This is a genomic window from Burkholderia paludis, assembly GCF_000732615.1.
Taxonomy (GTDB): domain Bacteria; phylum Pseudomonadota; class Gammaproteobacteria; order Burkholderiales; family Burkholderiaceae; genus Burkholderia; species Burkholderia paludis.
This window is the reverse complement of record NZ_JPGL01000080.1, coordinates 25,821-40,189: the sequence shown is the minus strand read 5'-3', so window position 1 is coordinate 40,189 and position 14,369 is coordinate 25,821. Positions and strand designations below refer to the sequence as shown.

The window sequence follows — 14,369 nt, the reverse complement described above, 5'->3', positions numbered from 1 at the left end:
GCCAGATCGCTGTTGCCATCGCCGTTGGCCTTCGACATCGCCGCGGAAATACCGAACCCACCCGTGCCGACCGACACACCCACGCTCGCGCTCTTCGACTCGTTCGTGCTGCGCGTCGAGTCGGCATCCGTCGTATTGACGATATTGACCTGGTTCTTCGCCGCCAGGATCACATCATTTGCGTTCACGTTCGAGCCGGCGATCATCACATTACCGCTGCCAGCCTGACCGTTGCCGGTCGCCGCAAACGCCACCGTCCCGCCCGCGTTCACGTTCGAACCGCGATTCGTCACGCTGTCTTCGGAGAACGCGCTCTTGCTGTGACTGCTGCCGACGCTGACTTCGACCTTGAACTGAGGCGTTTCGCCCGCCCCCAGCGCCCGAACCACATCGCCCGCGGCCATGTTCGCATCCCACGCGGCGCTGGCCGCCGCCATCCCGTGCAGCGCTGCCGCGCGACCGTCCTGGCTATTGCCGGACGCGCGCGATTGACCAACGGCATTCGATACCGCATCGATCACCGGTGCCTTCAGCGCCAGCGTCAGGCCGCTCTTCGACACTTCCTGTGTCTCGCCGCGGTGACGCGTGTCCTGCGTCGCGTCGATCATCACGTTCGCGCCTGTACCGCTAAGATTCTTCGCTGCGATCAGGTCGCTTCCCGTCACGTGCAGGTCGTTTCCAGCAGTAACGCTGACGTTGCCCTTCAGCGAACCGATCGTACTGCCGTTGTTCGACACCTCGGTCGACTGACTGTTCGTCTTCAGCGAACTGCTGCCAATCGACACCGACAGGCCGCCGCCCGACATCAGCCCGGATTCCTTCTTGTCGTAGTAGCTCGACGACTGCAAGGTATCCTGCGACGTCGTAACCGTCACGTTGCGCGCTGCCGTGAGCGTCACGTCGTTCGTTCCGACGATGGTGCTACCCTGAACATTGACGTCCTTTCCGCTGACAATGTTCACGCCGTCCGCCGATACCAGGCTGCCGCGATTGAGCGTCATCGTCTGGTCGATCCCACTCGCGACTTTCACGCCGCTCACGACATTGCTGTGGCTGTGAGTCTCGTGCGAATTCAGCTCATGCGTTTCGGTTGCCGCGCCGACGTTCACATCACCGACTGCCAGCAGGTTCGCATTGCCCTTGTCGAGGCTGATCGCGCTGCCGTAAAGCGTAATATCCTTGCCCGACACGATGTTCACCGTATCGCCGCCCTTGAGCGTCGTTCCGGTCAGCGCCTGATCCGACGTGTGCAGTGTGTCCGCGGAGCTGCCATGACTATCCTTACCCGAACTGTTGGCGTTCACGGTTGATGTCGCGCTCGCCGCGCCGAGCGTCACGTTGCCCTTGGCAGCAAGCGTCCCACCTTGCCCGAAGTCGATCTGCGCGCCCTTCGCCGTCAGGTCACCGCCGACGGCGATCAACGATTGCCCGCCGACCGTCACCGAGCCGCCGACCACCTTGTTGATGTCGGTGTTGGACACGCCGTTCGCCCGCTGCACGATCTTGTGCTCGCCGGTCTGCACCGCACCGAGATCCCAGTTGCCGCCGACGTTCATCCCGAGATTGCCGCCGACCGACAGGTTGCCCGCGTTCTGTTGGAAGTTGCCGCCGGTGACGATCGACGCATCACCCGCGACATCCAGCTTCGCGGTCGGCCCGAGCGTCGTCACCATGCTCGTCGCACCATCGCGGCTCACGCGCGTGTTGGTCTTCGTCGCCGTATCGAGAATCAGGTCCTTGCCGGCATCCAGTTGCAGACTGCCGGCCTTCACGTTCGCCGACGTCAGGTCGATGTTGTTCTCGGTCTTCAGCGACATCAGCCCGCCGCTTTGCAGCGCGCCGAACGCATTGTCGATCTGCTTGCCTTGGATCGCCAGCGTGTTGTCCGCCTTGATCGTGCCGCTGTTCGTGAACGTCTGTGCGTTCTGGAAATCGATGTTCGTTGCGGTAATCAGTGGGCCGTTGACATTCTGCTGGTTCGCCTGCGCGAGATACACGACCGGCACCAGCACCGACTGACCATCGACCACCCGCGTTTCCATCATGATCACGTTACCGGTCAGCTTCGACACCTGCTCGGCCGACAGGCTCGCGCCCATCGGCAGATCAAGCGACTTCGACAAATCCGCGCCCGCCGTCATCAACGACTGATACATCGTTTGCAGATCCGCGTATGGCCCGAGCACCGCTTTGCCGGTCAGCGCCGTCACCTGATTGCGCACGAGCTGCTGCTCATGGAAGCCGTCGCCGAGACGCTTCGGAATATGCGTGAGATCGACACCGAGCTGCCCGAAGAAGTAGTCGCTCGAAATGAAGTTCTTCTGGTTCGTGAACGCCGGGTTCGTCTCGATCACGTAGTTCGCATTCGGCGCACTTGTCGGCCGGTACAGCCCGCCCTGCGGAATCGTGAGGTTGTTCAGCACGTTCAGCGCCGTCGCGCTGGCGATGATCGGATCGACCGGCGCCGGCGGACCGCCGTACACCGACGATGCGCCCGATTTCGCGCCGCTCGCGTTACCGGACAGGTTGGTAGGAGTGAGTCCCGGCACCGACTGCCCCGGCAACAAGCCGAACGACGGAATCGACGCGTTGCCCGCCGTGTTGTTGACGCTGACGCCCGTACCCGAAATCGTGCCGTTCGAACTCATCGTCGAAAAATAGCCCGGCAGCGTGTAATCCTTGATCGATGCCGGTGCCGCCTGCGTATAGCCGCCCGGACGTCCCGTTACGAACGGCGCGTTGCCGAACGGCAGTTGCCAATCGTGTTCGCTGTTGTCGTAGTTGTTGTAGTGGTACTGCCCCGAGTAGGAGACCGACACGCCCGGCAGTTTCTGGCCGGATGCCGCCCAGCCGTCGGCGTCGTAGTGCGCCGGCATCTTGACGTCGCCGACCGCGGCGATGTTGCTCCAGTAGTTTTGCAGCGTGCCGACGGACGACGCATCGATCTTGCCGCCCGACACGATCTGCGCGGCCGGGCTGATGTCCGTCACGGTCGTCGCCGTCGCGCTGTCGGCATAGTAGGTCGTGAACTGATAGTCGCTGTTCCACTGGCCACTGTGCGGCGGCTCGGTGTAGACGCCGCCGATGCCGTCCGGATCCTTCACTCCGGGCTGGCCCGTGCGGCCCTTGATCGGAATGCCGAACTGCGCGAGCGATGCTGGATCGATCTGGCTGGTGGACGTCTTCATCACGCGGCGCGTGGTCGTGATCTTGTCCGCGTGCAGTTCCATGTCGCCGCTGGACTGGATCAGGGCCGATACGTTATTGACCAGCGCCGCGTTCCTGTAATTGCCGCTCGCATCCTTGCCGCCGCCCAGCACGACCTTGCCCATGCCGAAGATAGCGGTCGTCGCCATCGAATCTGTCGCAGTCGTGTCGTCGCGGTTTTCGATGTCGTGCGCGAGGATCTCCAGCGTACCGTTGCTGTCGGATGCACCGATCAGCGCGGTCGGCCCGAAGTTCGAGATCGCGTTCGTCGCGTTGAGCGAGGCGCTGGCGCCCACGAGCGCGCCCGTGTTCGTCAGATTGGTCGATTGCGTGCGCAGCAGGCCGCCGGCCGTCAGGGCGCCCACGTTGACGATATTGCCCGCGTTGACGCTCAGGTCGTTGACCGATTGCAGGTTCGCGTTGTTCGTAAAGGTGCCAGGCAACGTGAAAGCAAGATCGTGACCGACATTGAACTGGGTGTCGGATGCCGCCGTGTAATCGCCCTGAAGGTTCACGTTCGCGTCGTGCGTCGCGCTGTAGGTTCCGCCGCCTTGCAGTGTGGCTGCCGCGACCGACAGGTCGTGCGTCGAGCTGATCTGGCCATTCGTGTTCGTGATTGCGCCGGTCGTCGTGACGTTCAAGTCGCCGTTCGAATTCGCGACGTTGCCAATCGTGCCGCCGCTGTTGTCCAAGGTGCCGCCTTGAACATGCAGCGACGCGCCGCTGAGCTGACCGCCCTGCGTGTTGCCGATCGACGCCGCGCTGACCGTCACGTCGCCGTTACCGGTGATGGCACCCATACCCGACACACCGCCGGCATGACTGTTCGCTATCTGGCTGACGCCCTGCACCGTCATCTTGCCCGTACCGAGGTCGACAATGGCGCCGTCCGCGTTGTCGATCGAAGCCGATTGAATGTCGAGCGTGCTCGTGTCGCCCACAGTCGATTGCCCGGCCTGGACGTGGCCACCCTGGTTCGACAAAGCGCCGCCGCTCTTCAATGACAGCGACTCGTCCGATCGCAGCAGGCCCTGCGCGTTGTTCACGTCACCGGTGATCGTGGCGTTGACGCCGCGCTGCGCGGCGAGAATACCTCTTGCGTTGTTCCAGCTGCTCGCATCGACGACCGCTTGTCCCTTCGTCACGATGGTGCCTGACGCGTTGTTCAACGCGCTGGCGCCATTACCGGGGGCAATCATCAGCGTGCCCGTGCCGGCATGTGTGATGGTGCCGCCTGCGTTGTTCAGCCCGGCGGGCTTGAGCGTCAGATCCGTGCTGTTGGTCTGGATCACGCCACCCGTCGAGTTGTCGAGCGTGCCGCTGACGTTCATCCCCATCGCTGACGATCCATACTGCGTGATCGCACCGCCGTGGTTCACGAGGTTCGCGGCCGTCAGCGCAAGCTGATTGGCCTCGAGCTTGCCGCCGCTGTTGTCCAGCGTCGAATCGGCGGTAACCGACAGGTTCGGCGCGACGATCGAGCCGCCCTGATTCGTCATCGCGCCGGTGTGGATTGCCGCGTTCGTGCTGGCGCCGATCTGGCCGCCGTCGTTCGCCAGCATGCCGCTGGCGACACTCAGGTCCGTGTTCGACAGCAGCTTGCCGTTCGCGTTGGTCAGCGTGCCGCCGACATTGGCAGTCAATCCGGTCTGGGCGGTGATCGAGCCCGATGCGTTGTTCAACGTGCCGGTTTGCGCGACAACGCGCCCGTTGCTGGCGATCGCACCGCCCACGTTCGACACCGAGCCTGAACCGCTGCCGAGCGTCAGCGTGCCGCTGCCGGCATGCGTGATCGTGCCGCCGTCGTTGACGAGTGCGGCAGGGGCGAGCGTCAGGTCGGTACTGTTGGTTTGCAGCGTGCCGCCATTCGAGTTGTCGAGCGTGCCCGACACGTTCACGCTCATTGCGTCGGCACCGGTCTGCGTGATCGTGCCGCCGTGGTTCACGAGGTCGGTCGCGTTCAACGTCACCTGGCCCGCCTGCACGGCGCCCGCGCTGTTGTCGAGCGTCGTGGCGCTGAGAGTTGCCGTCTGGCCGGCAATCGAACCGCCATTGTTCGTCAGGTGCGTGCCGGCATCCACCGCGACGTTTTGCGCGGCCTGCAGCGTGCCGCCACCGTTATCGACGGACTGGCCAGCGATACGCAAATTGGTGTTGGAAGTGATCACACCGTGGTTGACAACGTTTGCGCCCTGGACGGACACATCGCCGTTGCCGCCGATCACGCCGCCTTGCGCGCCGTTCGCGGTCGTGCCCGCGGCGTTGGTCAACTGACCACTCGTCGTCACGAACAAGCCGTCGCCGTTGAGCGACGTGAGCCGGCCCGCCGTGTTGTCCAGCGACGCACCGGCCATCGTCATGCCAGCTGCGCTTTGGATGGTGCCCTGGTTGTTTGCGATGGCGCCGCCGCGCACGTTCGCCGTGCTCTCGGACACCAGTTCGCCGGCCTGATTGGCGATCTGGCCGGCGACGTTCACCGACAGCGGGCCTTGCGACGAGAGCTTGCCGTCCTGGTTCGACAGGTTGCCGCCGGTCAGCGTCGTGCCGCCGCCGCTCGACAGGCTGCCGTGATCGTTGATAACCGTGCCGGAAGCCTGCGCGGTGACGGCACCTTGTGCGCTCGTCGTCGCGTTCGCGAGATTCACGTCGCCAGACGTCGCGCTCAGCGACAGATTGCCGTTCGCCGCCGTCTGGCTGCCGGCGAGATTCACGTTGACGCCCGTCAGCGACGCATTGCCGCCCGCGACGTTCTGGCCGGTTGCGCTCAGTTGGCCCGACGCCGTCAGGTTCAGATCGCCGCCATGGCCAACGGAGCCGTCGTTGTTCACACCCGCGCCGAGCGTACCGGTCGAATTGACGCTGCCGGCATTCACGGTGGTATTCTGCTGCGCCGCGAGTGTCCCGCTGTTCGTCAGATCGGCGGCGGTGCCGGCCGACAGCGATTGCTGCGCGTAGGTCGTGCCGCTGTTCTGGATGCCGCTCGCGGCCGACAGTGCGAGGTTGCCGCTCGCGGTCGTCTTGCCGGTCAGCACCAGGCGGCCGTCCGATTGCAGGGTAAGATCACCCGCCTGCGCTGCGATCGTGCCGGCGTTGGCCACCCCGACGCCAGCGGAGTTGCCCACCAAATACACCCGGTTCGCATACATGCCACCCAACTGCGCCACGTCGATCGCGACAGCCGGCGCAGCGCCATCGCCCTGAATCGGCGTCGCGGCCAGCGTGTCGTGATTGACCTGATTCGCGCCGGCGATGACGTTCAGATTCTTCACGTAGATCGCCGCATTGGTCTGCACAGCGCGGGAAATGATGTCGACCTGATCGATATTCGCCGCATTCAGGCCCGCGCCGGCGACGGTCACGAGGCCACGGTTGACGTTGTAGCCGGCCAACGAACCGTCCGAGCCGTAGAACGGCACGCCGGTGGTCAGGGTCGCGCGGCTGGTATTGATGAAGCCCGCCCCATCGAGATAGATGCCCGAGGGGTTCGCCAGGACGAGTTCCGCGCGAGCGCCCGCGATCTCCAAAGCGCCGCGGATTTGGGAAGGATTCGGGCTATTGACCTGATTGACGATGATGCGCGCCGCGTCGTTCGGCCCGAAGTTCGGGTTGCCGTTGATCCACCCGCCGAGCTGGGTCTGGACCATCGTGGCCGAGTTGTTCAGGATCGCGCCAGCGCGCTGTACGTCGAACTGGTTGTAGGTGTTGACCGATACACCCGCACTCGACGGACGCGCCACGTTGACTTGCGGCAGGCCGTTCGGCGTTTGGATTACCTGCGCGCTGGTGCCAGGCGTCGGAACGATCTGCGCACCGGACAGGGTGGGTAGCATGCCGAGCGCAGCGAGGCCCGCCATCACAACGCGAGCGCCGGACGCCGACGACCGCCGCTGCGCGCGCACCTCTCCTGTTGCCGATTTGCCTTCAGCCGTCGCAGTCTCCGCGACGGCCACCACCATACCCCGAAGCCTGGAATACACCAGGCGGTGCGTATTCTTGTTCATTCTCGTCGACGCGGCCCGCGTCCATTCGTTGGCTTATTGGATGAGATCTTATCGAGACCATTGAAAGGTAACTGTCAGAAATTGCCAAGCTGTTGAAGGAAAACCACAAATTCGGATTTTCAGACCCATCTGATTGACGCGACGTACGGACCTTTCTGGCCTTTCTCTGGAGGGCGCGCCGAGGGACAACGCGTGCGGCCTATCATCCAAGCGTGGCAAGGACCTTGCTGATTTGCGCATCGATCTCATCGGCGAGGTTGACCCATTCGGCGGTCACACACCGAGCGCTCGGCGCCGTCTGTATCGAATGCAGGCGCGCGGACACCTCGCGGCATCCGGTCAGCTCGACGCGCATCATGCCGCCAATCGCCGCAGCTTCACGCTTCACGTTGCCGGCCAGTTGTCCCTCACGACGCAACCGATCGACCCAGTCGGCAAGGTCATCGGTCCAGTCGCGCAGGTGATACAGTCGTCGCCCGAACGACGGCGTTCCCGTGAAATCGGGATTGAAATGAACCAGGCGCGCCTCTTCCCCAACCGAGGCCGATATCACGAGTCGGTCAGCTCTATCGTCGATCGCTTCGAGCCGAACGCTGTCGACGAAGGTGAGCACGCCTGGCAACAGCTCACGCTTGAGCGCGACCAGTGCCCGCACGTCACGCATGAAACTGGCTGCCAAGTCCTGCGACGCCTGTTCGGGCGTCAACGGCTCGCAGGTTTGCCACAATAGTTCGATTTGTTGCTCACGCATCGCAGCGTCAGGGAGCAGTGCGATGTCCCACGCGTATCCCGGCTGCCATCGTCGGGCTTCTCATAGCGAGGAGAAAGTTGGTCGCTTTGTCATCGAGCGCTGAACCCGAGCAGGTCCCGTTGCGTCGCAATACGGCCACGTCGTCGTCAGTCAGCGACGCTGCCCATGGCGCACGAGCGAGCGCGCCACCTGTATAGAAGCCCGACAGCGCTGCCGGTGTCAGCATTTCCCTCGGATCTGGGATCGGCGGCTGCGGACCCTGCGTATTGGAACTCTCGATCACGAGTCGGGACTTTCCGCGCAGCACGGAGGCTAGCGGCTGGTGCAAACCAGCATAGGGAACATGCATGCTGGCAACCAGAATGCTCGTAGCTCCGCCAGGCGCGGTCACTTTGAGCGCAGGAACCCCGTCTGCACTGCCCGCGACGGCAATCATTGTGCCGCTGACACCACCTGAGAACAGCGACGCTGCGATAGCCAAACGTGCAATCAACCTCATGCGATCGTCCTTCCTGCATTTTCGCCCGAAAGGTCGGTAACCCGATACGGAACCGCGTGAACCAACTGATCGAACTCAACGTCATCGGTCGGATGCACAACGAACCTCAGTCGTGCATCCTTCTGCCCAAAAGTCACGTCACGGAATGCGCCGTCACGGCTCTGGACGATTGTGTGCGCAACGAAGCGATGTGGGCTGTCCGCGAACGGCTCGTGCAGCCAACCTCGCGTGATCGTGAAATCGGGGTAACTCGCGCACCATCGCCTTGCATTGAGATGGCAGTCGGCCGGCATGGGATGCCAGGCCGCGATGACCCTGGCACTTCCTCGGCGCCCGCGATGCCCATGCCGCTCAGTGCCGCGAGGACGGCGGCTTTGCCGAACCTATGCCATCGGGTCTCCGGCGCAGTGGCGCACTCGTCCGCCAGATGAGCGAAGAATGGTAAGCCGTTGATGCTCGTCTTGAGCACTGCCGGCGCCTTGCAGCACGGGAGCAGGAAGTCGCCGAGCTGCGTCGACTCATTGAGCTGATCCCACTCGCGGATCGAGAACGCGGCCGCGTGTACGGGACGCCCGTCGCGGGTCCAGGCGACTTGTGTCATGACGGTGATCGGCGAAATGTGGGTGCCCTGAGCACCGGATTCGCCACGTCGCTCGACGAATACTAAAAAGACACCAAAAAAACGCGTCGCGAGCAGGCGTCCGGTAAACATCGGCTGCTCACCCGCTCGAAAACCCTTTCCAGTTGGAGCTCAGCCGGACGCCGGCACACGCCAACGGAGCCCCCAACCTTCACAATTCATTTAACTTTCCGTGAGGACTTCGACACCGGCCACTGCCTACGATAAGCGCATGTTTTCAGGACCTGCCGCCAGGAGCCCATCATGCCTACCCGCAGACATCTGCTGTTCGCCGGCGCCACCGGCCTCGCCGCGCTTGCGGCGCTGTCGTCCGCCGGCCGCCGCGCGCTGGTCGGCCGCGCGTTCGCCGCGCCGCCGGCCGCCCCGCAGACGGCCGCCCCGTTCGAAATCACCCTCAGCGACGCCGAATGGCATCGCCGGCTCACGCCCGCCCAGTACGGGATCCTGCGCGAAGCCGGCACCGAGCGGCCGTACAGCAGCCCGCTGAACGACGAACACCGGCACGGCACCTTCGCGTGCGCCGGCTGCAGCCTCGCCCTATTCTCGTCGGCCACCAAGTTCGACAGCCACACGGGCTGGCCGAGCTTCTGGAAGCCGCTCGACCACGCGGTCGGCACCGACACCGACGCGTCGTTCGGAATGATCCGCACCGAAGTGCACTGCCGCCGCTGCGGCGGCCATCTCGGCCACGTGTTCGACGACGGCCCGCAGCCGACCGGCCTGCGCTACTGCATGAACGGCCTCGCGCTCGCCTTCCACCCGACCGCCGCCTGATCCGGCCCCACTCCCGACCGACTGGAGAACGCATCATGCTGCTCATCGTCCTTGCCTACCTCGGCGGCGTACTCACGATCCTCAGCCCGTGCATCCTGCCCGTGCTGCCGTTCGTGTTCGCGCGCGCCGACCAGCCCTTCGTGCGCACCGGCCTGCCGCTGCTCGCCGGCATGGCGCTCACGTTCGCCGCCGTCGCAACGCTCGCGGCCGTCGGCGGCGGCTGGGTCGCACAGGCCAACCAGGCCGGCCGCTGGGCCGCCATCGTGCTGCTCTCGGTGTTCGGCCTGACGCTGCTGATGCCCCGCCTCGCTGAGCACCTGACGCGTCCGCTGGTCGCCGCCGGCAACCGCCTCACCGGTTTCGCGCAACGCGACGGGCGCCCGGCCGGCCCCGCGTCGTCGCTGCTGCTCGGCGTCGCGACCGGCCTGCTGTGGGCGCCGTGCGCGGGCCCGATCCTCGGACTCGTGCTGACCGGCGCCGCACTGCGCGGCGCAAGCGTCGGCACGACGCTGCTGCTGGCGGCCTATGCGGCCGGCGCGGCGACGTCGCTCGGCGTCGCACTCGTGATCGGCGGCAAGGTGTTCGCCGCGATGAAGCGCTCGCTCGGCGCCGGCGAATGGATCAAGCGCGGCATCGGCGCGGCGCTGCTGGCCGGCGTCGGCGCGATCGCGCTCGGCCTCGATACGGGCGTGCTCGCCCAACTGTCGACCGTCACCACGGGCGGGCTCGAAACGAAGCTCGTCGAGCGGCTCGGCGGACGCGCGAACAGCGCGCCGACGGCGATGGCCGCAACCGGCAGCGCGGCCGGCAACCCGGGCGACGGCGCCATGATGTCCGCGACCGCCGGCGCCGCGCACGCCGACGGCGGCGTCATGACCGGCAACGTCATGACCGGCGGCGCGATGATCCGCGCCGCGGATACGGCGGCCCCGACGCATGCGCCGGACGCGCTGCCCGTCGAAGGCACGCTGCCGTCCCTCGACGGCGCGGTGCAGTGGCTGAATTCGCCGCCGCTGACGGCGGCCGGCCTGCGCGGCAAGGTCGTGCTGATCGACTTCTGGACCTACTCGTGCATCAACTGCCTGCGCACGCTGCCGTACACGACCGCGTGGGCGCGCAAGTACGCGCCCTACGGGCTCGTCGTGATCGGCGTGCACGCCCCCGAGTTCGCGTTCGAGCGCGACATCGGCAACGTGAAGAAGGCCGTGCACGACCTCGGCATCGACTTCCCGGTCGCGATCGACAACCGCTTCGCGATCTGGCGTGCGTTCGGCAACGAGTACTGGCCGGCGCACTACTTCGTCGATGCGCAGGGGCGCGTGCGCCGCCACCACTTCGGCGAAGGCGAATACGCGGAATCGGAGCGCGCGATCCAGTCGCTGCTCGCCGAGGCCGGCCATCCGGAAGCGCTGAACGTGCCGATCGGGCTCGCCGGCGCGCCCGCGAAGGGAGCGCTCGCGGCGGCCGACAGCGCCGACGTCCGCTCGCCCGAGACCTACGTCGGCTATGCCCGCGCGGAGGATTTCACGTCGCCCGGCGGCGTGGTGCGCGACGCAACGTCCCGCTATGCCGAGCCGGCCAGCCCGGGGCTGAACGACTGGGGCCTCGCCGGCACCTGGCGGGTCGGCGCCGAACGCGCGACGCTCGCGGCGCCGGCCGGCCGCATCGTCTACCGCTTCCACGCACGCGATCTGCACCTGGTGCTCGGCCCGGGCGAAAACGGCCGGCCCGTGCGCTTTCGCGTGACGCTCGACGGCGCGGCACCCGGTGCCGCGCACGGCAGCGACATCGACGCGCAGGGCTACGGCACCGTCACCGGACAACGCCTGTACCAGCTCGTCCGGCAGCCCGGCGCGATCGCCGACCGCACGTTCGCGATCGAGTTTCTCGATCCCGGCGTCGATGCGTACGCATTCACGTTCGGTTGAACGCACGCGCCGCCGCGGCCCGACCGCCGTCCTCCCCCAATCGTTTCAGAAGGAGCCCACGATGAATCCGACACCCACCCGCGATCGCGCGCCGCGACGGCGCGCCGCACTGCTGCGCCGCATCGGCGCCGTCGCCCTCGCGGCCGCCGCCGCCTTCGGCTACCAGCATGTCGTCCAGTCCGCCGAGCCGATGCGCACCGTACCCGCGCCGACGCTCGACGAAACGCCCGGCACGTCGCACGACGAGACGGCCGTGTTCGCCGGCGGCTGCTTCTGGGGCGTGCAGGGCGTGTTCGAGCACGTGAAGGGCGTGAAGCAGGTCACGGCCGGCTATGCCGGCGGCGCGTCCGAAACCGCGCACTATGCGCTCGTCGGCTCGGGGCTGACAGGGCACGCGGAATCGGTTCGCATCGTCTACGACCCGACGCAGATCACGTACGGCCGGCTGCTGCAGGTGTTCTTCTCGGTGGCGCACAATCCGACCGAGCTCAACCGGCAAGGCCCCGACGAAGGGCCGCAGTACCGGTCCGCGATCTTCCCGACCACCGCGCGGCAACGCGCGGTCGCCACCGCGTACATCGCGCAGCTCGGCGCCGCGCATGTGTTTCCGGCGCCCGTCGTCACGCGCGTCGAGGACTACAAGGGGTTCTACGCGGCCGAAGGCTATCACCAGAACTACCTCGAACTGCATCCCGATGCACCGTACATCGCCTACAACGACATGCCGAAGATCGCCGGGCTGAAGCAGTACTTCCCCGCGCTGTACCGCACCGACGCCGTGCTGTGGCGCGAAGCGCGCTCGTGACCGGCAAGCGGTCGCGCGACGGGCCCCCGCCCGCCGCACGGCCGGCATGCACGGCCTTCGGCCGGATTTGCGCTGCATCAACGAAACCCCGGCCGCCGTGCCGGGGCAAACCCGCATCGCGCCTGCCGCGACGGGTAACTTCGCGTAGACTTCTCCAGATCCCCGCCGCATCGTGCGGCGCCCGGAATCCCAGTCCAGCCCGGAGGCGTCACGCATGCGCGCCATGCCCTTCCCAGACGGCGGTACCCTCGGAGAACCCGCCTCCGGCGCAGTCGCGCGCGACCTGCGCCGGGTGCCCATTCATCCCGATCACTGGTACCCGCTCGCCTGGTCGCGCGAACTGAAGCGCGGCAAGACGCTCGGCGTGCGCTTCGCCGGCGATCCGATCGTGCTCGTGCGCACCGAGTCCGGCGCCGTATACGCGCTCGAGGATCGTTGCGCGCACCGCCAGGTGCCGCTGCATGCGGGCGTCGTGAGCGGCGAGACGCTGCGCTGCTGCTATCACGGCTGGACCTATGCGTGCGACAGCGGCCGTTGCGTCGACGTGCCCTACCTCGGCCGCGAGCGCTTGCCCAACGGCGTGCGCGCGTATCCGTGCCGCGAAGCGCACGGGCTGATCTTCGTGTTCCCGGGCGATGCGGCGCTCGCCGACACGCGCCCGTTCCCCGCGCTCGAATCGGCGGACGACCGCGCGTTCAAGACGCGCCGCTTCGGCCGCGAGGTCAAGTGCCACTACTCGTTCATGCACGAGAACCTGATGGACATGAACCATCAGTTCCTGCATCGCAAGCAGATGGGGCAGATGCGTGCGCGTTCGGTGGGCCGGCGCCGCGGCGACGACTGGGTCGAGGTCGACTACACGTTCGCGCGGATGGAAGGCAAGCAGCCGGTCGGCGAGGCGCTGGTCTTCGGCGCGAGCAAGAAGCCGGGCGAGCAGTCGGACAAGAGCGTGATGACGGTGCGCACCGGCTATCCGTACCAGACGCTGCAGATCCGCTCGAGCGAAGGCACGCTCGTGATGGACCTGTGGATCGTCTACGTGCCGCTCGACGCCGAGCAACGCACCAACCGCACCTTCGGACTCCTGTCGATCCACCGTCCCGGCATACCGTTCGCGCTCGATCTCGCATGGCCGCTGCTCGTGTGGTTCACCGAGCGCATCTTCCGCGAGGATCGCTGGATCGTCGAACGCGAGCAGGAAGCGCACGACCGGCAGGGCGCCGACTGGAACCACGAGGTGTTTCCGGTCATCAACGAGTTGCGCGACCTGCTGCGCCAGTGCGGCGCGCGCACGGTGATCCCGATCCACGCGGCGCGCGACGACACGTGATGCACGCGGCCCGCCGCATGCGACAAGGCTGCCGCTAGAGCCGGAACGCGCCGGGCAGCAACGCGTGCGCCGTCGTCACCTCGAGCGCGCCTGCCAGGTTGCCCAGGATCACTTCCAGGTCGGGCGTGCCGATCTCGATGATTACCTGACGGCACGCGCCGCACGGCGCGATCGGCCCGTCCGTGTCGCCGACGACGGCAAGCCGCGCAAAATCCCCCGGACGATAGCCGGCCGCGATGGCCGAGAACATCGCCGTGCGTTCCGCGCAATTGCACAGGCCGTACGACGCATTCTCGACGTTGCAGCCGTGAAAAACCGTCCCGTCGTGCGCCAGCAGCGCCGCGCCGACCCTGAACCGCGAATACGGCGCATACGCGCGTTCGCGCGCCGCCTTGGCCTGTTCGATCAGTGCGTTGCGTTCCATCATGCGTGGG

8 protein-coding genes and 1 pseudogene are annotated in these 14,369 nt (G+C 66.3%); 4 read left to right on the top strand and 5 right to left on the bottom strand.

From position 1 onward, the window contains the following. From GQ56_RS0134835 to GQ56_RS46770, 4 genes and pseudogenes are all read right to left on the bottom strand, one after another. The coding region (locus GQ56_RS0134835; protein ID WP_052007396.1) for a two-partner secretion domain-containing protein at positions 1 to 7,208 on the bottom strand (7,208 nt) is incomplete at its 3' end. A 406-nt stretch (positions 7,209 to 7,614) separates the two neighbouring features. Then, positions 7,615 to 7,872: pseudogene (locus GQ56_RS47100) on the bottom strand (Imm75 family immunity protein); the annotation flags it as partial. A gap of 94 nt (positions 7,873 to 7,966) precedes the next feature. Continuing rightward, positions 7,967 to 8,458, bottom strand: coding sequence for a hypothetical protein (locus GQ56_RS45050; RefSeq protein WP_152601946.1), 492 nt, complete (start codon positions 8,456 to 8,458; stop codon positions 7,967 to 7,969). Positions 8,459 to 8,591: 133 nt separating this feature from the next. Next, on the bottom strand, positions 8,592 to 9,170 hold the full coding sequence (locus GQ56_RS46770; RefSeq protein ID WP_235212814.1) for a competence protein CoiA family protein: 579 nt from the start codon (positions 9,168 to 9,170) through the stop codon (positions 8,592 to 8,594). 171 nt (positions 9,171 to 9,341) lie between these two features. On the opposite strand from GQ56_RS46770, the gene msrB reads away from it, so the two are divergent. From msrB to GQ56_RS0134800, 4 genes are all read left to right on the top strand, one after another. Next, positions 9,342 to 9,872, top strand: coding sequence for a peptide-methionine (R)-S-oxide reductase MsrB (msrB, locus tag GQ56_RS0134815; RefSeq protein WP_031403041.1), 531 nt, complete (start codon positions 9,342 to 9,344; stop codon positions 9,870 to 9,872). A gap of 35 nt (positions 9,873 to 9,907) precedes the next feature. Beyond that, complete coding sequence (locus GQ56_RS0134810) at positions 9,908 to 11,800, top strand: cytochrome c biogenesis protein DipZ (protein ID WP_031403040.1); 1,893 nt, start codon at positions 9,908 to 9,910, stop codon at positions 11,798 to 11,800. A 61-nt stretch (positions 11,801 to 11,861) separates the two neighbouring features. Next, positions 11,862 to 12,605 (top strand): peptide-methionine (S)-S-oxide reductase MsrA, encoded by a 744-nt coding sequence (gene msrA / locus GQ56_RS0134805; RefSeq protein ID WP_031403039.1) that lies wholly within the window; start codon positions 11,862 to 11,864, stop codon positions 12,603 to 12,605. A 214-nt stretch (positions 12,606 to 12,819) separates the two neighbouring features. Continuing rightward, positions 12,820 to 13,935, top strand: a complete 1,116-nt coding sequence (locus tag GQ56_RS0134800) for an aromatic ring-hydroxylating oxygenase subunit alpha (protein ID WP_031403038.1) — start codon at positions 12,820 to 12,822, stop codon at positions 13,933 to 13,935. A 34-nt stretch (positions 13,936 to 13,969) separates the two neighbouring features. Here the strand turns inward: GQ56_RS0134800 and GQ56_RS0134795 are convergent, their stop codons facing one another. After that, complete coding sequence (locus GQ56_RS0134795; protein ID WP_031403037.1) at positions 13,970 to 14,359, bottom strand: cytidine deaminase; 390 nt, start codon at positions 14,357 to 14,359, stop codon at positions 13,970 to 13,972. Positions 14,360 to 14,369 lie beyond the last annotated feature (10 nt).